The 18,420-nt window shown below is 72.4% G+C and carries 15 protein-coding genes and 1 tRNA gene; 4 read left to right on the top strand and 12 right to left on the bottom strand.

Features of this window, described 5'->3' with window-relative positions:
- The first annotated feature begins 69 nt into the window (after window positions 1–69).
- Both BJK06_RS12425 and BJK06_RS18855 read left to right on the top strand, forming a co-directional pair.
- Complete coding sequence (locus tag BJK06_RS12425) at window positions 70–855, top strand: trimeric intracellular cation channel family protein (protein ID WP_070418153.1); 786 nt, start codon at window positions 70–72, stop codon at window positions 853–855.
- 284 nt (window positions 856–1,139) lie between these two features.
- Window positions 1,140–1,769 (top strand): TetR/AcrR family transcriptional regulator, encoded by a 630-nt coding sequence (locus BJK06_RS18855; protein WP_070418152.1) that lies wholly within the window; start codon window positions 1,140–1,142, stop codon window positions 1,767–1,769.
- A 108-nt stretch (window positions 1,770–1,877) separates the two neighbouring features.
- Here the strand turns inward: BJK06_RS18855 and BJK06_RS12415 are convergent, their stop codons facing one another.
- From BJK06_RS12415 to BJK06_RS12395, 5 genes are all read right to left on the bottom strand, one after another.
- A complete protein-coding gene (locus BJK06_RS12415; protein WP_070418151.1) occupies window positions 1,878–4,229 on the bottom strand; it encodes a DUF3488 and transglutaminase-like domain-containing protein in 2,352 nt (783 codons plus the stop codon).
- Window positions 4,226–5,557, bottom strand: a complete 1,332-nt coding sequence (locus BJK06_RS12410; RefSeq protein ID WP_070418150.1) for a DUF58 domain-containing protein — start codon at window positions 5,555–5,557, stop codon at window positions 4,226–4,228. The genes BJK06_RS12415 and BJK06_RS12410 overlap by 4 nt, the downstream gene beginning before the upstream one ends.
- A complete protein-coding gene (locus BJK06_RS12405) occupies window positions 5,557–6,549 on the bottom strand; it encodes a MoxR family ATPase (protein ID WP_083295231.1) in 993 nt (330 codons plus the stop codon). The genes BJK06_RS12410 and BJK06_RS12405 overlap by 1 nt, the downstream gene beginning before the upstream one ends.
- Window positions 6,550–6,724: 175 nt before the next feature.
- Window positions 6,725–7,729, bottom strand: a complete 1,005-nt coding sequence (locus BJK06_RS12400) for a sugar phosphate isomerase/epimerase (protein ID WP_070418149.1) — start codon at window positions 7,727–7,729, stop codon at window positions 6,725–6,727.
- Window positions 7,726–8,949, bottom strand: a complete 1,224-nt coding sequence (locus BJK06_RS12395; RefSeq protein WP_070418148.1) for a Gfo/Idh/MocA family protein — start codon at window positions 8,947–8,949, stop codon at window positions 7,726–7,728. The genes BJK06_RS12400 and BJK06_RS12395 overlap by 4 nt, the downstream gene beginning before the upstream one ends.
- Window positions 8,950–9,045: 96 nt before the next feature.
- Between BJK06_RS12395 and BJK06_RS12390 the strand changes: the two genes are divergently transcribed.
- Window positions 9,046–10,044 carry a LacI family DNA-binding transcriptional regulator gene (locus tag BJK06_RS12390; RefSeq protein ID WP_083295230.1) on the top strand — a complete coding sequence of 333 codons (999 nt, stop codon included), beginning with the start codon at window positions 9,046–9,048 and terminating at the stop codon, window positions 10,042–10,044.
- Window positions 10,045–10,073: 29 nt separating this feature from the next.
- On the opposite strand, the gene BJK06_RS12385 is transcribed toward BJK06_RS12390, so the two are convergent.
- The 3 genes from BJK06_RS12385 to BJK06_RS12375 are packed head-to-tail and all read right to left on the bottom strand — an operon-like array spanning window position 10,074 to window position 12,247.
- Entirely contained in the window at window positions 10,074–10,739 is a 666-nt protein-coding gene (locus BJK06_RS12385; protein ID WP_070418146.1) for a Type 1 glutamine amidotransferase-like domain-containing protein, read from the bottom strand.
- A complete protein-coding gene (locus tag BJK06_RS12380) occupies window positions 10,736–11,749 on the bottom strand; it encodes a glycosyl hydrolase family 18 protein (protein ID WP_083295229.1) in 1,014 nt (337 codons plus the stop codon). Before BJK06_RS12380 ends, BJK06_RS12385 begins: the two co-directional genes overlap by 4 nt.
- A 48-nt stretch (window positions 11,750–11,797) precedes the next feature.
- Window positions 11,798–12,247 carry a MarR family winged helix-turn-helix transcriptional regulator gene (locus BJK06_RS12375; RefSeq protein ID WP_070418145.1) on the bottom strand — a complete coding sequence of 150 codons (450 nt, stop codon included), beginning with the start codon at window positions 12,245–12,247 and terminating at the stop codon, window positions 11,798–11,800.
- Between the two features lie 134 nt (window positions 12,248–12,381).
- On the opposite strand from BJK06_RS12375, the gene BJK06_RS12370 reads away from it, so the two are divergent.
- Complete coding sequence (locus tag BJK06_RS12370; RefSeq protein ID WP_070418144.1) at window positions 12,382–13,575, top strand: MFS transporter; 1,194 nt, start codon at window positions 12,382–12,384, stop codon at window positions 13,573–13,575.
- 255 nt (window positions 13,576–13,830) lie between these two features.
- Here BJK06_RS12370 and BJK06_RS12365 read toward each other — a convergent pair.
- From BJK06_RS12365 to BJK06_RS12350, 4 genes are all read right to left on the bottom strand, one after another.
- Window positions 13,831–13,920: transfer RNA gene (locus tag BJK06_RS12365), tRNA-Ser, on the bottom strand.
- A 414-nt stretch (window positions 13,921–14,334) separates the two neighbouring features.
- Window positions 14,335–15,867: an LCP family protein gene (locus tag BJK06_RS12360; protein ID WP_258027635.1), complete on the bottom strand. Its 1,533-nt coding sequence runs from the start codon at window positions 15,865–15,867 to the stop codon at window positions 14,335–14,337.
- A 195-nt stretch (window positions 15,868–16,062) separates the two neighbouring features.
- Window positions 16,063–16,737, bottom strand: coding sequence for a GntR family transcriptional regulator (locus BJK06_RS12355; RefSeq protein WP_070418143.1), 675 nt, complete (start codon window positions 16,735–16,737; stop codon window positions 16,063–16,065).
- 149 nt (window positions 16,738–16,886) lie between these two features.
- A complete protein-coding gene (locus BJK06_RS12350; RefSeq protein ID WP_308447480.1) occupies window positions 16,887–18,344 on the bottom strand; it encodes an MFS transporter in 1,458 nt (485 codons plus the stop codon).
- Window positions 18,345–18,420 lie beyond the last annotated feature (76 nt).

The raw sequence follows: 18,420 nt of genomic DNA, 5'->3' as shown, positions 1-18,420 counted from the left end.
GGCAAAGGTGAGGCTAACCTAACCAGCGCGCGACCCGCCACCTCCCGCCGGTGATGTTTGATGGTTCTCATGAACCTGCTGTCCGTCGATGGCCTGGCGTCGGTCACGAACGTGCTCGACCTGGCCGGGGTGTTCGCGTCGGCGCTGCTCGGCGGATCGCTCGCACGGACGATGGACTTCGATCTCTTCGGGTTCCTCGTCGTCGGGTTCGTGTCCGGCCTCGGCGGCGGCATGCTCCGCGACACCCTGTTGCAGAACGGGCCGCCCGTCGCGCTCGTCGACCCGCTGTACGTGCCGGTCGCGATCGCCGGTGCGCTCATCGCCTTCTTCGTGTCGTTCTCCGAGCTGACCTGGGACCGGTTGTTCACCGTGCTCGACGCCGCGGTCATCGGCTTCTGGTCGGTGGTCGGGGTGCAGCGGACGTTCGACGCCGGGCTCGACTGGCCGGCCGCGATCATCATGGGCACGATCACGGCGGTCGGCGGTGGTGCGATGCGGGACCTGCTGCTCCGCCGGGTCCCGGCGGTGTTCGGCGGCAACGCGCTCTACGCCACGGTCGCCGTCGCCGCGTCCGCCGTGATGGTCGTCGCGTCGCACCTCGGGTCGCCCTCGATCGGCATCGTCGCCGCGATCGTGCTCTCCCTCGGGCTGCGGTGGGGCGCGGTCCGGCGCGGCTGGGGGCTGCCGAACGGTCGTGAGTGGCAGCCGAAGTCCACGCTCGGATCCCTGCTCCAGCGCGGCCGGAAGCTCCGACCGGACGCGATCCGGTTGCTGCGACGGCCGGGGCGACGGTCCGGCGCGGGGAGCGTGCACCACGAGAACGAGTCGGGGCCCGCGGACGCGTCGGACGGCTGAATCCGCGAAGGGGCTGTCATCTGTCGGTGCTCGGTCGTACAATCAGTACCGCCGGGTATCGACCCGGCATCCATGGTCCGCTGGCGCACCGACGCGACCCGAACGCGCCGGTTCCGTACGGACCTGTGGTTGGGGGCTTCGCTGATGCCGCGCGGGATCAGACGCGCGGCGCGGCAGGTCTCCCGACGCACCCTGCCTCCAGCACAATGGTCGTGACCCACCACCACGCCAGCCCGACGAAGCCGGACCCGACGGATCACGGCGGGCCCGTCGAATCAGGAACCATGAGCGACGACGCCTCCGACCCCAGCCCCTCCGTCACCGGCTCGCCCACGCCCCGGACCCCGCGGGCCGAGGTGCGGGAACGACTCCTCACCGCCGGGGCCCAGGTCTTCGCCGAGCAGGGCGTGCACGAAGCTCGGCTCGACGAGGTCGCCGCACGCGCCGGGTTCAGCAAGGGCGCCGTCTACTCGAACTTCTCGTCGAAGGAAGACCTCGTCGCGCAGGTCATGCAGCGCGCGACGAACCTGGTGCTCGGGTCGCTGCGGGAACTCGTCCGCGCCGACATCGCCGCGGTGGACATCGGCGACGTCGTCCGGGCAGCGTTCGGGCGGCACGACCAGAGCGGCCAGTTCGCCCTGCTGTCGGAGTTCCGGGGGTACGCCACGCGCCATCCCGAGTTCCTGCCCGAGTTCGTGCGGCAGCGGCGGGAGCTGCAGGACGGCGTGTTCGAGCTCGTGGAGCTGTGGTTCGGGGCGCACCCGGAGATCGATGCGGGGATGTCGCTCGAGGACTTCTCCCGGGTGCTCATCGGGGCGAACGTGGGGATCGTGTTCGACGCGGCGGCGCTGCCCGGGGTGAACCCGGGCGAGGTCGTCGCGGCCCTCGTCGAGGCGGTCATCCGCCGGCGCTGACGCGCCGCGGCGGGTGACGCAGTGTGCGAGGTTCCGCGCGCGGTGGGACCCTGCGGGCCCCGCACCACGCGCGGAACCTCGCACACTACGAGCGCGCGGCGCGCGGCGCTACGCCGCGCTGCGGCGTGCGCGCCGCCCTTCGTGCGACCACGCGGACGACGGCAGCAGGCTCGGCGGCACCAGGCGCGACCGGAGCACCCGCGCACCGGAGGCCGAGGCGTCCAGGGCGACCCGCACCTCCTGGACCGCCGCGAGCAACGCCGCAGCGTCCACCGATGCCGCACCGCCCGCGGCGAACCGCTCCCGGTCGACCGCGTCGACGATCGTCTCGAGGTGCGGCAGCACCGTCGCCGGCACCGACGGCCGGAGCCGCCCGAGCACCGCACGTGCCGTCCGCGCTGCGGCGGCCGCGTCACCCGGCGGCGCGAGGCCAGGCGCGTAGCCGTGGTCGGCGACGTCGTCGAGCGCCTCACGCCAGGCGTTCACCGCTGGCGACCTGCCCGATCGCACCGCGCCGAGCCGTGTCCGACGGCGGAGTGCCCGGACGAGCGCCGGGGACACCAGGAGCGCCACGGCGATCACCAGTCCCACCGCGAGCCCGAGGGGTCCGTTGCCCCCACCACCGGTCGACCCGGCGGCACCCGGTGCGGCGGACGCGCTCGGCGTCGGCGTCTCGGACGTGGCGGGAGCGGATTCGCCCGGGGCGGGCAGCGGCGTCTCCGGGGCGGCGGCCGAGGGGGTGGAGGTGGCCTCGGTCGAGGGCGTCGCGGCGGCGTCGGAGTCGGGCGTCGGCTCGAACGCGACCCAGCCGGCGCCCTTGATGTAGAGCTCCGGCCACGAGTGCAGCTGCCGGTTCGACACCGTGTACTCGCCGTCGGCCTGCGTGGAGCCCGCCCGGTAGCCGACCGCGATGCGCGACGGGATGCCGAGCGTGCGGGCCATCACCGCCATCGCCGAGGAGAAATGGACGCAGTAGCCCTCGCGGACCTGCAGGAACTTCGCGACGACGTCCATGCTGTCGCCGTCGTAGCCCTGTTCGACCGGCGCGGTCTCGGAGTACGTGAACAGGTCGCTGCGGAACCACTGCTCGAGCGCGCGGCCCTTCTCGTAGTCGGTGGCCGCGCTCCCCGCGACGCGCTGCGCCGTCCGCGAGATGCTGACCGGCAGCTTGTCGGGGAGCTCGCGGTCGGTGCGGAGCTGGTTCGCCGAGGGGGTGGCGAACCCCCGGCCGTCGGCACGTCCGAGCAGGCCGGAGCTGGCGATCGCGTCGAGGTACTCGCCGGCCCACGTCGAGGCGCCGTACACCTCGTAGGTGGCACCGCGCGGGGTGGCCGGGCCGGTGGAGCGCACCGTGCTCGACTCCCCCATCCAGCGCCACTGCGACAGGTCGAGGTTCGTCGAGCGGGACTCGATCGAGACCGCGCCGGCGGGGACGGGCAGGTAGTTGCTCGACAGCCCGGTGACCCGGATCGTGACGTCGCCGCGGCTGGAGAGCCGCGGGTTGATGCCGACCGCCCACTGCTGCTGGTCGGCGGTCTCGGACTTCGCGGCGTCGGTGGTGGTCGGCACCCAGTCGCCGGTGCCGAACTCGTCGAGGTTCGCGAGCTTCAGGTACTCCGGCCGACCGTCGGACGAGCGGTAGCGGAACACCTCGAGCTCGTTCGGCTGCCGGAGGTCCTGCCCGAGGTTGAGCAGCGTGCCGGGGCGTCCGGGCTGCACGGGCGACTGGATCGCCCCGGTGACGCCGGACAACCAGCTGGCGTTGAGCGGCACGATCGCGGGCAGTCCCACGGCGACGACGAGTCCGATCGCCCCGACGACGGCGGCGGGGAACGCCCGTTGGACCGGCCGCACCGAGAGCCAGAGCAGGACGAGGAAGGCGATGCCGGTGGCGATCACGAGCCCGGGTGCCGCGGGGGCTCCGGTCACGACGCCCGGCACGATGAGGATCACGAGCGCGGGGACGGCGGCGAGTGCGGCGGTCGGGGCGACGGCCGCGAGGAACAGCGAGACGCCGGCGACCCAGCCGATCGCGACCGTGACGATGAGCCGGATCGCGTCGGACTGCGGCAGCGGTGCGGGGTTCAGTCGGATCGCCGCGAGCGTCTCGCCGAGCGCGCCGTTCCGGTCGAGCCACCCGAGTGGCTGGACGTCGTTCACGACCGCAGCGGCGCACGAGCAGACCACGAGCGCCGCGACGAGTGCCACGAACCGCACCCCGGGCGCCCGACGACGGACCGCGAGCATCGTGCCGACGAGGACGGCGGCGACGAGGACGCCGGACACCCACCACGCGACGCCCTGCACGAGGGGACGCATGGCGAGCGCGGCGATGAGCACGGGCACCGGTGCGAGTGCGACGACCCACGGGCTCGGCGAGTCCGGTCGGTCGACCCGTCGGTCGGGTTCGCGCCGCGCCTCGCCCCGGGGCGGAGCCGGACGGGTGGCGACGCCGCTCACCGGATGCTCCCGGGCGCGTGGGCACCGGCGACCGGGACCACCAGGGTCCGCCACCCGCCGCGGTCGAGGATGCCGCGCACCACCGGGTCCGGCGGGACGATGGTCGCCAGGATCCCCCGGCTCGACCCGGTCGTCGCGGAGACGAGCTCGGCGGCCTGCTCTGCCGTGCAGTTGCCGGTGACGACGGCGGTCATGCCGTGCACGTCGCGGCCGCGGACGTCCGGGAGGACCTCGGTGACCTCACGGGCGTCGGAGCGGACCCGGACGTCGGCGAGCCCCACGAGCACGTCGGTCAGTCCGCCGGCGTCCCCCGCGTGCCGGGTGCTGCCGGACGGTCCGTCGCTGACGAGCACGACGCGCGCGGTCCGTGCGGCCAGTGCCCGTGCGACGCTCGCGGCGACGACGACCGCGTGCTCGAACGCGGCGTCGCCGCCGAGGTCCGAGAGCTCCGCCAGGTCGTCGCGGCCGAGGCGCTGGTACGACTCGCGTCGGACGTCGAGCGCGATGACGGCCTCCGGCGGCTGCGCCTGCGTGGTCTGACGGACGTGGAGTTCCCCGCGGCGGGCGCTCTGGGCCCAGTGCACACGGCGGATCGGGTCACCCGGGCGGTAGGGACGCAGCTCGCTGTCATCGGCCGACCCGCCCTGCCCCACCCGTCCTTCGTCGGCGGAGACGGCTCCGGCGAGCGCACCCGCGTCGAGCGACGCGAGCGGGGTCGATGCCGGGACGACGACGACCTCTTCCGCGGCGACCACCGGTCGGTCGATGCGGAGCAGGCCGAACGGGTCCTCGACGCGGATCGTCACCGGGCCGACCACACTGCGCCCACGGTGCATCGCCAGGGCCTCGACGTCGAGCACCGCCGGCGGGAGGTTCGGCCCGACCGTGGCGTAGGTCTCGGCGGTGGACATGCTGACGAGGGCGTCGTCGAGCTGTTCGCGCACGAGGAGCATCGACCGCGGGCCGATCGGCAGGCTCGTCCCGCCGAGGGTGATCCGTTCGCGGTACACCTCGCCGACCTGGACGATCGCGCGCGCCGTGCTCCGGCTGCCGCGCAGCGGTGCGGCGACGACGAACGCCATGACGATGCCGAGCACCACGAGCACGAGGAGCAGCAGCCCCGCGGACACCGCGACGCTCGTCGTCCCCACCAGCCCGCCGCCGATCAGCCCGATGCCGACCGCGATCACGGTCCAGCCGCGCACGGTCGGTCGGGGGAACGGCGTACGGCGCAGCAGCGCGAGGCCGCGCCGCCCGTACCGGAGCGCCCCGGAGCGTAGGGCGCCGGCACGCAGCGCGAGCGACGTCGGCGCCGGGGACCCGGACATCAGGAGCGGACCGGGGTCGCCGTGAACGGCACGGCCGTGTCGGACACGATGCGCACGACGATGTCGCGGACGGTGTCGTCGCCCGTCCCACCGAGGCCGCGGGCGACCGGCACGAGCCGGTGCGCGAGGATGACCGGCGCCAGCGTGGCGACGTCGTCCGGCGTGACGAAGGGACGACCGAGCAGCGCGGCGTGGGCACGGGCGGCCGAGGCGAGGTGCAGCGTGGCCCGCGGGCTGGCACCGAGCACGATGTCGGGGTGGCTACGGGTGGCCCGGACGATCGCGACGATGTACGCCTCGACGTCGGGGGCGACGTGGACCGTGCGCACCGACTGGATGAGGTCGCGGAGGGTGTCCACGTCGACGATCGGACGGAGGTGCGCCAGCGGGTCGCCCCCACCGCGGTTGGTCAGCATCTGCCGTTCGGCGTCGGCGCTCGGGTACCCCATCGTCAGGCGGGCCATGAAGCGGTCGCGCTGGGCCTCGGGCAGCGGGTACGTGCCCTCCATGTCGATCGGGTTCTGCGTCGCGACGATCATGAACGGGCTGTCCAGCTTGCGCGTCACGCCGTCCACGGTCACCTGCGCCTCGGCCATCGCCTCGAGCAGCGCCGACTGGGTCTTCGGGCTCGTGCGGTTGATCTCGTCGCCGATCACGACGTTCGCGAACACCGGCCCCGGCGAGAACCGGAACGTGCCGGAGGACTGGTCGAAGATGTTCACGCCGGTGACGTCCGACGGCAGCATGTCCGAGGTGAACTGGATGCGGTTCACGGACCCGCCGACCGATGCGCCGAGCGCCTTGGCCAGCACCGTCTTGCCGACGCCGGGGACGTCTTCGACGAGCAGGTGCCCCTCTGCCAGCATCACCGTCAGGGCGGTGCGGATGGCCTCGGTCTTGCCGTCGACGACGGTGGAGACGGCGGCGGTGATGTCGTCACCGACGTCCCGGATGCGCTCGATCGGGAAGGCGGGGTCGGTCGGTTCCGGCACGCAGGCCTCCTCGGCTCAGGACAGGTGTCGTGCATGCTACAACGGCCCGGTGACAGGGACCGGGGGATGCGTCACCGACCGGGCCGCCGGACACACGGCGACGGACTGGAGGCGCGGGTCACGTGCGCCGATCAGCGCACGTGATCCGCGCCTCCAGTCCGGATCCCGCAGCAACTCAGACGCGAGCCGCCAGCGACGCGTCGGCGGCCAGCAGGACCTGCGCCGCCACGGCGACGCCCTCCTCGCGCCCGAGCTCGGTGTCCTCGTGCTCGATGTTCACCCACATGTCCGGGTCCACCTCGCGCAAGGCCTCGAGGAACGCCGACCAGTACGCCTCGTCGTGCCCCTTGCCGAGCGCGACGAAGTCCCACGCGGACGGCTTCGGCCACTCGTTCGCCCACTCGTCCCCGCCGAGGTTCGTGCGCGGCTCGTCCGGCGAGAGCCGACGGAACGAGTTGTCGAGCACGCCGTTGATCGCGGCCTGCGGGTTGATCCGGACGTCCTTCGCGGCGGCGTGGAACACGAGCGGACCGAGGTCGCGGACGACCGCCACCGGGTCCATCTGCTGCCAGAACAGGTGCGACGCGTCGAGTTCGACGCCGACGTTGGTCAGCCCGCCGCGCTCGACGAGCTCGCGGATCGTCGCCGGGTTGAAGACGACGTTCTGCGGGTGCAGCTCGAGCGCGACCTTGACCCCGTGCTCGCGGGCGAGGGCGTCGATCTCCTGCCAGAACGGCACCGCGACGCTCCACTGGTACTCGATCACGTCGAGCGCGGCGGAGTTCCAGGCGTTCACGATCCAGTTCGGCCGGGTGCCGCCGGGTTCCCCCGCGGGGAGGCCCGACATCGTCACGACCCGGTCCTGGCCGAGACGGGCCGCGAGCCGGATGCTGCGGCGGACGTCCTCCGCGTGCTTCGGCCCGATCGCCGGGTCCGGGTGCAGCGGGTTGCCGTTGCAGTTCAGGCCGGCGATCGAGACGTTGGTCCCGTCGAACTGCGCGAGGAAGGCGTCGCGCGCCGCGTCGTCGTCGAGGATCTCGTCGACGTTCGACACGTGCACCGGCGGCAGGAACCCGCCGGTGTTCAGCTCGATGCCGGTGAGGCCGTTGCCCGCGATGGCCTCGAGCGCCGCGGCGAGCGGGCGGTCGTGGAAGATCGCGTTGTAGAGACCGAGCTTCATGCGTGTGCTCCTCCGGTGACGGACGCTGCGGTGAGGTCGACGGTTGCTCCTCCGTCGGCGGCGGACCGGGCCACCGCGTCGAGGATCTCCATGTTGTGGACGCCGTCGTCGAACGTGGCGTTCGCCGGCAGCGGGTCGGCCGTGTTGCCCACGACCTCGTCGAGGAAGGCACGCGCCTGGTACTCGAACATCTGGTTCTGGCCCCAGCCGACACCGGGAGCGTCCATCGCCATGCCGCCGGCGACGTAGGGGTGGTCCGGGCCGAGGACGACCTGACGGTAGCCGCCGAGACGGGAGCCGTCGGACTGCAGCGCGAGTCCGATCTCGGATGCGCGCTCCTGGTCCCAGCGTGCGGCGCCGTGCTCGCAGAACACCTCGACGACGAGGCCGTTCGGGTGCGAGGTCGCGACCCGGGAGACCTCGAGCGAACCGACCACCGAGCCGTCGCCGAAGCGCGCGGTGAACGTGGCGTAGTCGTCGTTCTCGACGTCGGCGAACTCCCCGGTCAACGGTACGGCCTGGCCACGGAGGGCGAACCCGGCGGCGATCGGCCGCTTCGTGACGGCCGTGGTGAACATGCCGCCGTTGACGCTCTGCACCTCGCCGGCCAGGAACTCGGCGACGTACGCGAGGTGCGACCCGACGTCGGCGAGGGCGCCGGTCCCCGGGGCCCCCGCGAAGCGCCACGAGAACGGGACGTCGGGCGAGGAGCCGTAGTCGGTCCAGTAGCGCGCGGAGACGTGCAGGACGCGACCGAGGGTGCCGTCCTCGACGAGCTGCTTGATGGCAGCGAGGCCGGGAGCGCGGCGGTAGGTGAAGCCGACGCGGGCGGTGAGACCACGACCGGCCGCGAGCGATGCGGCGGACGCCATCGCGCGGGCATCGTCGAGCGAGTCCGAGAGCGGCTTCTCGCACAGCACGTGCTTGCCGGCGGCGAGGAGCCCCTCGACGATCTCGCGGTGCAGCGTGTTCGCGACGACGACGCTCACCACGTCGATGTCGTCGGCCTCGGCGATCGCTCGCCAGTCGGTGTCGTGCCGGTCGTACCCGAAGCGCGTCGCAGCCTCGGCCGCGAGCGGTTCGTAGACGTCGCCGACCGACACGAGCCGGACGGGCGGCAGCGTGTGACCGAACAGGGACGGTGCGTTCCGCCACGCGGCCATGTGGGCCTTGCCGGCCATGCCTGCGCCGATGACGGCGACGCCGATGCTGTCGCTCATGTTCTCTCCCTCGAGAAGTCGGTGATGGCTCTGGAACGTTCCAGAGAGCGTCGGTAGACTGTAGACGCACCCACCCATGTCCTGTCAAGGAGCCGCGTGTCCCGACCACCGACGATCATCGACGTCGCGACCCGTGCCGGGGTCTCGAAGTCGCTCGTCTCGATGGTGATGCGCGACGACCCCGGCGTCTCCGACACCCGCCGGGCAGCCGTCCTCGCCGCGGCCGCCGAGCTCGGCTACCGCCCCAACCGTGCCGCCGCGATCCTCGCCGGCACGCGGACGCGCACGATCGGCGTCGTCGTCGACGACTTCCGGAACCCTTGGTACGTCCCGATGCTCGACGGCATCCGTGACGCGCTCTCCCCGCACGGCCTGCGCCTCACGCTCGCGGACACCCGCGCGAACGCCCACCTCGACTCCTCCCCGTTCGACGACCTCGTCTCGCTCCGGGTCGACGGCGTCGTGCTCGCCGCCGAGGGCTTCCCCGACCTCGTGGTCCCCGCGGACACCCCGGTCGTCATCGCCGGCGCACGCGCCGACGTCCCGGGAGGACTCGACGTCGTCGCCTCCGACGAAGCCGCCGGCGGACGCCTGGCCGCGGATCACTTGGTCGGCCTGGGTCACCGCCGCATCGCCCACGTCACCGGCTCAGGAGGCCCGGCTGCCGTCCGCCGCGAGGCCACCGTCGCCCGGATGGTCGCCTCCGGCATCGAGCCACTGGTGTACAGCGACGGACCGACCTCGGAGCAGACCGGCTACCGCGGCACCGTCCGCGCACTGGAGGACCACCCGGACCTGACCGCGGTGTTCGCGGCGAACGACGTCATGGCGATGGGCGCGATCGCCGCCGTGCACGAGGCCGGGCTCCGGGTACCGCAGGACGTGTCGGTCATGGGCAACGACGAGACCCCGCTCGCCGCGTCACCCCTGCTGCGCCTGACGACGGTGGACCCGCACAACGACGAGGTCGGGCGACTCGCGGCGGACCGGCTCGTCGAGCTGATCGGTGCGGCCGAGCGGCCGGAGCCGACCCGGGTCCTCGTGCCGCCGTCGCTCGTCGTCCGGTCGACGACCGCTCCCCCGCGCGCCCGCTGACCGGCGTCCGCCGGTCGGTGCCGATCCCGTCACGGCGCGAGCTGCACCCAGCGCCCCTCGGAGACGACCCGGACCGAGCCACCGTCGACCGCCACGGCGGTCTGCTCGTCGATGGCGTAGGCGGTCGGAACGCCGATCTCGGCCGCCCACCGCTCGGCGTTCTCGAGGGTGTTCTCCGGGAACGCGTCGAGGTGCGGGAAGATCGAGAAGTCGACGACTCCCAACGTCACGTCGTCGACCGCTGACGGCCACGCGACGAAGGACGCGCCGATGCGCGGCGTCATGACCATGCTGCCGGCGCTCACGCCCACCCACACCGTGTCGGGCAACGAGGGCAGCAGGTCCGCGAGCCCGGATGTCCGCATCCAGTGGGCGAGGTAGGTGGCATCCCCGCCGTCGACCAGCAGGACGTCGGCTCCCGTGACCCACCGCCGCCACCGCTCGGGCTCGATCGTCGGCAGCGCCGTGAGCTCCAGCACGCCGATCGACGCCCAGCCGAGGCCGGTGAAGGCGCGGGAGTCGGGACCGCCGGCCACGAGGTCCCGGACCGAGGCCGGTCCGCACATCGGATGCCCCCACTGCGCCGTGGGGACGACGAGGGCGTTGGCCTCCTCGACCGGCTTGTCGAGCATCGACACGAGCGCGGCGTGGATAGTCGGGTTGGTGACGCCTCCCGAGGTCAGCAAGAGCTTCACGTCGCCTCCGATCCAGGCAGTTCCAGCGTGTTCAGGGACCACAGTGCCACGCCGTGCAGTCCGAGGTCCGCGGCGAGCGCGACCCGTGCCCGGTAGGAGCGCGCGTCGGACCAGTGCAGCTCGCGGCCGTCGTCCAGCGTCGCCGACCACTCGCCGGTCCGGGCCGACCACCGGGCATCGTCGCCCGCGAGCTCCCGCGCCCGCGCCGGGCTCACCTGTGCGTCACCCGAGCCACCCCACACGTACCCGTACCCCGCGATGCCGAGGTCGATCCGGTCGGCCGGGACGCCCGAGCGCTCGGCCGCGTCGACCACCCGCTCCGCCCACGGCAGGGACCCGATGGTGCCGGCACCGCTCCAGGGCCCGTGCTGGTCGTACGTCATCAGGACGAACCGGTCGACGTGGTCCGCGAGCGCGCCGAGGTCGTACCCGGGGTCGCGGTAGCCCCGCTCGTCCGTCGAGGCCATGACCGCCATCGACACCTCGGCGTCCGACCCGAGCCGCTCGTGCACGGCGTCCTCGAGCGTCGCGGCGAACGCCACGAGCCCGGCACGGTCGCGGCTCCGGAGCGACTCGAGGTCGATCTGCACGCCGCGCATGTGCGCATCGGACGCCAGTTCGGCCAGGCGCTCGGCGACCCGTGAGCGGTTCCCCGCGTCCGACAGCAGCGCGGTGCCGACCTCGGGCGAGAAGTCCCCGATCGACTCGGAGAAGTTGCTGACGAGCAGTTCGGGTGCGGCTCCACCGGTACGCGCCGTGCGGGCGAGTGCCGCCACGCCGCCGGGCAGGTCGTTCAGCCCGGCACCGTCGTCCGCCACCGTGACGCCGTCGATCCCGATCGTCGTCGCACGACGGGACGCGTCCGAGACGTTCGCCGCCGATCCGTCACCTGGTTCGACGTACGCCTCGACAGCGAGGTCGGCGTCGGCACCCTGCGTGCCGACGCAGCCACCGAGGGCCAGCGCGACCACGACCGCGAAACCGACCACGAGTCCTGTCCGCCGCACCACCCGCTCACCGTAGCGTGCGGGGCGGGGTCGGGCCGCGCCTCCTGGACCTCAGACGGTGGCACCCTCGAGCCGGTCGACCGCGACGGCGAGCTCCTCGAGCTCGGGGACCTCGCGCGCCTCGGCGAGCGCTTCCTCGAGCGCGGCGGCGTGCACGGGCGTGGCCTCGTCGAGCAGCCGTTGGCCCGCGTGCGTGAGCTCCGTGTAGAGCCCGCGGCGGTCGTCGGCGCAGAGCACGCGGGTGAGGAGGGCGCGCTCCTCCAGGCGGTTCACGAGCCGGGTCGTCGCACTCGGGCTGAGCGCTGCCGCCCGGGCGAGCTGCTGCATGCGCATGTGGAAGCCGTCCTGGCGGCGGAGGGCGTCGAGCACCGTGAACTCGACGACCGACAGGTCGACGGCGCGCAGCGCCCGCTCGAGCCGCGTCTCGATGAGGCCGTGCAGGGCCGCGAGCGTGCGCCAGCCGTGGGCGCGGACGGCGACGGAGGAGTCGTCGACGGACATGAGGGGCCTCCTGGTGTGCTTCCGGGCAGGATTGGTTGCTTGCGCGGATACCCCGCGTGTGCAACTATCGATATCCCGCGTCTGCAACAACCAGCGTACGCGGCCCAGCTGCACCGCACAACGGAAGGACATCCATGCCCGCGGGACTCATCGCCCTCGCACTCGGCGGATTCGGCATCGGCCTGACCGAGTTCGTCATCACCGGGCTCCTGCCCGAGGTCGCCGCCGACTACGGCGTGACCGAGACCACGGCCGGGTGGCTCGTGACCGGGTACGCCCTCGCCGTCATCGTCGGTGCGCTCGGACTCACCGCCGCGACCACCCGGCTCCCCCGCAAGCCGGTACTCATCGGGTTGCTCGTGCTGTTCGTGATCGGCAACACCCTGTCCGCCCTCGCGCCGGCGTACGGCGTGATGATGCTCGGCCGGGTGATCGCGGCCCTCTGCCACGGGGCGTTCTTCGGCATCGGCTCGGTGGTCGCGTCGAACATGGTCGCGAAGGAGAAGCGGGCGTCCGCGGTCGCCCTGATGTTCACCGGGCTCACCGCCTCGAACGTGCTCGGCGTCCCGTTCGGCACCTTCCTCGGCCAGGCGCTCGGCTGGCGCGCCACGTTCTGGACCATCGCGGCGATCGGTGTCGTCGCCCTCGTCGGGGTCGCTCTGCTCGTCCCCACCGTCCGCTCGGCCGACGCCGCGGTCCCCTCGCTCCGCCGAGAGCTCGGCGCCTTCCGCTCCGGCCAGGTGTGGCTCTCGCTCGGCATCACCGTGCTCGGCTACGGCGGGATGTTCGGTGCCTTCACCTACATCGCGTACACGCTGACCTCGGTGTCCGGGTTCTCGTCGGGCGCCGTGCCGTGGCTGCTCATCGTGTTCGGCATCGGGCTGTTCGTCGGCAACTTCGCGGGCGGCAAGCTCGCGTCCCGGTCGATCGACGGCACACTGCTCGTGGTGCTCGTCGTCCTCACGGTGGTGCTCGCCGTGTTCGCGGCAGTCGCAGCCTCGCCCGTGCTCACCGTGATCGCGCTCGTGCTCATGGGAGCGTTCGGGTTCGCCACCGTGCCGGCGCTGCAGACGCGGGTGATGCAGTACGCGGACCACGCGCCGACCCTGGCGAGCGGGGCGAACATCGCGGCGTTCAACCTCGGGAACGCGCTCGGCGCCTGGATCGGTGGGCTCACGATCGCGGCGGGGCTCGGCTACACCTCGCCGATCTGGGCGGGGGCCGGGATCACGGCGGCGGCCGTGGTGCTGACGTCCGTCGCGGCGGCCACGGCGCGGCGCGCGCGCTCGCGCGGCGCGGTGCCGACGGGCAGCGTCGCGACGGTCTGACGCGCGGGCGCGGGCGGCGCTCCGCGAGGTTTCGTGAGCAGAAATGGTCGGGTCATGTGCGCGCACCCGACCATTTCTGCTCACGAGATGCGCGGCAGTCACGGCGCGTACGCACGGACGGGAGGCGCGGTGCGGGCTGGCACCGTGCCTCCCGTCCGGCGGTGGTCGCGCCGCGCACTCGATGCGCCCGGCGCTCCCGGTGTTCCTCGGGAACGACGAAACCCCGGTCCTGGAGGACCGGGGTTTCGTGTGCCGCGGAGACGGAGGGATTTGAACCCTCGGTCCCCTCAAAGGGGACTCCACCTTAGCAGGGTGGTGCACTCGGCCGGACTATGCGACGTCTCCAAGCACTCTCGCGAGCGCTCCCACCACCATACAGGAGGTCGAGCACTGTCTCGACACCGACCCTGCGTCGAGCGCACGGCAGGGTCCCCCGAAGTGGGGACAGTCGAGGGTTGTCCACCCGTACCCCGGTCAATAGCATCGTCGAGGCGCGGCCATCACATTCCGGGGTCTCACCCCGTCGCCGCGACACAGCACCGATGTCGCTCCTGGGCGGCGAGCCCGACGCGCGCCCGATCGCGCGAGGCTCAGACCGAGGAGTGACCAGGGGGCGCGGCCCACCACCGCGCCCCCGCTCTCGGTGGTTCGGGTGCGCTGGGTGCGCTGGATTCGCGGGCGGTTCTTCGCGCTGGGCGACATCTCACGGGCCGGGGAGCGCGTGGAGTGTCGGTGGGCGCGAAACCTCGGGGACGGGGGTCAGGAGCCGAAGGCCTTCGAGCAGGTCTGCTCGTCGGCGGACTGCCCCTGCAAGCCGTCGAGGGTCTCGGCCGGAGCCGTGGCCGCGGGGCTGCTCGCGGGCGCCGAGGCTCCGCCGGCAGCGGCAGCGGCACCGGCTGCACCTGCGCTCGCACCATCCGTACCGAGGTCCGCACCCGAACCGGCAGCCGCGCCCGCGCCGCTCGCACCGGCACCCGTCCCCGCGCCCGATCCCGCGCCGGCGGCCGCGCCCGCGCCGGCAGCTGAGCCGGCAGCCGAAGCCGACCCCGCGCGGGCAGCCGAGCCGCCGGCACCCGAAGCCGACCCCGCGCCCGCGGCCGTGCCCGCAGAGGCTCCCGCAGCGGACCCCGCAGCGGATCCCGCGGTCGACGCCCCCGCGGCAGACCCCGCGCCCGCCGCGCGCTCCGCCCCGATCCCGGTGCTGTCCGCGCCGAGCGAGAACGACTGGTCCGCCCGGATCTTCGCGAACAACTGCGCCGCGAGCTCCGCCGACGGCTGCACCTTCCCCGAGTACACCCCCGTGCCACCGGTCGTCCCCGGGTACTGCACGAAGTTGACCTGCGCGAGCGGGAGGTCCTGGAGCGCCCGCCCCATCTCCACCATCGTGCCGGCGTCGTTGAGGCTCTGCGACAGCTGCATGTTCGAGGCCGCTGCCCGGGCCAGCTTGTACAGGGTGGGCGGCGAGGTGAGGGTGTCGTTCGACTTCACCGTGCGGAGCAGCGAGGACAGGAAGGCCTGCTGGCTGGAGATCCGCCCGAGGTCCGAGCCGTCTCCCACACCGTGCCGGGAGCGGAGGAACGCCAGCGCCTGGTCACCCTGCAACGTCGAGGTGCCCTGCGGCAGGTCGAGCCCCGTGTAGCGGTCGTGGATCGGCTGCGCGACGCACACCGGCACACCGCCGATCGCGTTCGACATCTCGATGACGCCCTGGAACGACACCGCCGCCGAGTACTGCACGTCGAGGCCGGTCAGCCCCTGCACGGTCTGCACGACGCAGTTCAGCCCGCCCTCGCCCCACGCGCTGTTGATCGGCTGCGCGGCCATGGCGGGGGTCGTCCCGGAGCCGTCCTGCTTGCGGCACGCAGGGATCGGCGTGACGAGGTCGCGCGGGATGCTCACCGCGGTGGCGTTGGTGTGGTCGGCCGAGACGTGCAGCAGGATGTTGACGTCGTTCAACGTGGCGTCGCGTTCGCCGTACGCCGTGCCCTGCTCGGGGTCGTTGTCCGTGCCGACGACGAGCATGTTGAAACCGCCCTGGTACGAATTCAGCGCTGCCGGTCCCTTCGCCGGCTGCGCTGGCTGCCCCTGGATCGCGACGCCGTCGCCGAAGTCGTCGGTGACCTGCTTGGCGGCGATCGCGGCGACCGACGCCGTGCTCACGAGGGCGACCGCGGCCACGCCGGAGAGCACCTTCATCGCGGTGCCGACGGGGTTGCGGTGCCGGAGACGTCCGTGCCGTGCGATCCCGGTCGCTCGGTTCAGCCGGTGGGATCGGTCGCGGACGTCGTTCACGGGCACTCCTGTCGTGTGCGGACACGGTGCGTGCTCGAGCGGACGAGCACGCGGGCAGTGCCCTCCCTGTCGGGCACCGTGGGGTCCCGCGCTGGCCCGGTCGGTCCCGGTGCCGCGGGGACGGCAACCGGACCACCCTGCCATGCGCCCGCCTGTCGATTCAGTGCGAGCAGCCCCGGAATCCGCGGTGAGTGCTCAGGCGGCCGCCCGGAACCGTTCGGGCAGGCCGATCAGGGCATCGGCGAGCTCGACCAGCGCCACCGCGCACTCGTCGAGCGCGTCCCGCTCGGCCGCGGTGGTCGCGCGTTCGGCGATCTTCCGGCGTTCCCGACGAGCGACCACGGCGTCGATCCCGTTCGCCAGCGCCACGTCGTCCGTGAAGAACGCGTCGAGCACGGCACGCTGCGACAGGAGCCAGTCGGCGCTGACGGCCGCACCGCTCCGGCGGAGCCACCACGAACCGAGCTCGACGAACACCCCGCCCTCGGTCATGCACTCGCGGAGCCAGGCGACGTCGAAGCGATCCGCACACCGCACGGCGCCCGCCGAGGGCTCGGTGATCATCGTCCGCGCGATCCGGATCCGCTCGATCATGTGGTCGACGGTCCAGTGCGCGACGACCACCCCGACGTACCGCTGCACCGAGACGAGCCGCAGGTTCTCGAGCGGCACGAGCGCTTCGCGCACCGGGGTCCGGGACACCCGCATGTCCGCCGCGATCGTGTCGAGCCGGATCCGCTGGCCACGGCGGTAGACCCCGCGCAGCACGTTGTCGAGCAGCCGCGCGAAGACCGCGTCCCGCAGCAGACTGCGTCGGATGCCGTGCGGGTCGTCGTCGTCGCGACCCGGCCGGTGCTGTGCTCGCTCCATGCCGCCAGGATCACGCACGGCCCACGCCGCCGGCTTCGCGAGTGGTCGGCCCGTGGACCGTGCAGGACACTGTCGTGCTGTGGAGGACTGCCATGCGAGGACGATGACAGACCCCGGAGCGCGGCGCTAAACACTCCGCATACGGAATACTACTTCCGCGCCGCGTCCGCCTCCTTGGTCAGGACCGACAGGGGTTGTGTGACGTCCTCGAGCCCCTTCCGGGCCGCGTCGACGCCGAAGATCAGCGCCACGACACCGCCCGCGATCATCACCGCGGACCCGAGCAGGTACCCCCAGAACAGCGGCTCGCGGGACGACCCGTCGCCGATGAGTGCCCCGTAGATGAGCGGCGCGACGGCACCGAAGATCTGCGCCAGCGCGAAGAAGTACGAGATCGCCTGCGACCGGAGCTCGAGCGGGAAGATCTCGCTCACGGTCAGGTAGGCGCTGGACGCACCCGCCGAGGCGAAGAAGAACGAGATGCACCAGAAGACGACCTGCACCGGAGCGGTGATCGCGTCGGCCTGGAACAGGAACGCCGAGGTGGCGAGCACGAGCCCGGACACCAGGTACGTCGAGAAGATCATCTGCCGACGACCCCAGGTGTCGAAGAACCGACCGAGGATGATCGGCCCGAGCAGGTTGCCGATCGCGAACGGGAAGAAGTACACGCTCGTCTCGGCGGTCTTCAGGCCGAAGAAGTTCGTGAGCACCAGGGCGTAGGTGAAGAAGATCGCGTTGTAGAGGAACGCCTGCGTGATCATCATGGTCGCGCCGACCAGGGTCCGGGTCGGGTACTGCCGGAACAGCACCTTCACGATCGTCCGGAACTTCACGTTCTCCGTCGGCGTGACGGTCATCGCCTTGGACTCGTCGACCTCCGGCAGCCGGTGCCCGGTGGACTTCTCGACCGACTCCTCGATCTGCGTGACCGTCGCCTCGGCTTCCTCTTCGCGTCCGTGCGTCATGAGCCACCGCGGACTCTCCGGGATGTGCCGCCGCAGGAAGATGATCGCGATGCCGAGCACCGGGCCGAGGAAGAAGCCGATGCGCCAGCCGATGTTCTCGGCGAAGTTGGCCGTGTCGAGCAGGTAGATGTTCGCGAACGCGCCGAGTGCCGCGCCGCCCCAGTAGGTGCCGTTGATCGCGATGTCGACGTGCCCGCGGTACTTCGCGGGGATGAGCTCGTCGATCGCCGAGTTGATCGCGGCGTACTCGCCGCCGATGCCGAGCCCGGCGACGAACCGGAAGGCCGCGAGGAACCAGAAGTCCTGCGCGAGCCCCGCGATGCCGGAGCCGATCAGGTAGATGGCCAGCGTGAGGATGAAGAGCTTCCGACGACCCAGCCGGTCGGACATCCGACCGAAGACGATCGCGCCGACGACCTGCCCGACGAGGTAGATGGTGCCGAGCGAGGTCACCTGCTGCGTCGACAGGTCCAGGTCGGCCTGGAACCCGGCGTTCGACACGATCTGGATCTCGAGGCCGTCGAGGACCCACGAGACACCGAGTCCCACCACGACACTCCAGTGGAACCGTGTCCACGGCAGTCTGTCCATCCTGGCGGGGACCAGGCTCTTGATCGCCCCGTTCGTCGTGCTGCTCACGAGGAGGGAACGTACGCCCAGATCGAGAAGATGGTTCAGATCCGGAAACGAACGGGTTCCGGGCTCGGAGCCGGAT

The sequence above is a fragment of the Curtobacterium sp. BH-2-1-1 genome (genome assembly GCF_001806325.1).
Taxonomy (GTDB): Bacteria; Actinomycetota; Actinomycetes; order Actinomycetales; family Microbacteriaceae; genus Curtobacterium.
The sequence above is the reverse complement of the archived record's forward strand: the minus strand, read 5'-3'. Positions and strand labels throughout refer to the sequence as shown.

Excerpts from the sequence above, each read along its gene's own strand:
- BJK06_RS12425 (WP_070418153.1), top strand. The coding sequence starts at position 70 with ATGAACCTGCTGTCCGTCGATGGCCTGGCGTCGGTCACGAACGTGCTC.
- BJK06_RS12410 (WP_070418150.1), bottom strand. The coding sequence starts at position 5,557 with ATGTCCGGGTCCCCGGCGCCGACGTCGCTCGCGCTGCGTGCCGGCGCC.
- BJK06_RS12370 (WP_070418144.1), top strand. The coding sequence starts at position 12,382 with ATGCCCGCGGGACTCATCGCCCTCGCACTCGGCGGATTCGGCATCGGC.
- BJK06_RS12400 (WP_070418149.1), bottom strand. The coding sequence starts at position 7,729 with ATGAAGCTCGGTCTCTACAACGCGATCTTCCACGACCGCCCGCTCGCC.
- BJK06_RS12395 (WP_070418148.1), bottom strand. The coding sequence starts at position 8,949 with ATGAGCGACAGCATCGGCGTCGCCGTCATCGGCGCAGGCATGGCCGGC.
- BJK06_RS12355 (WP_070418143.1), bottom strand. The coding sequence starts at position 16,737 with ATGGAGCGAGCACAGCACCGGCCGGGTCGCGACGACGACGACCCGCAC.
- BJK06_RS18855 (WP_070418152.1), top strand. The coding sequence starts at position 1,140 with ATGAGCGACGACGCCTCCGACCCCAGCCCCTCCGTCACCGGCTCGCCC.
- BJK06_RS12375 (WP_070418145.1), bottom strand. The coding sequence starts at position 12,247 with ATGTCCGTCGACGACTCCTCCGTCGCCGTCCGCGCCCACGGCTGGCGC.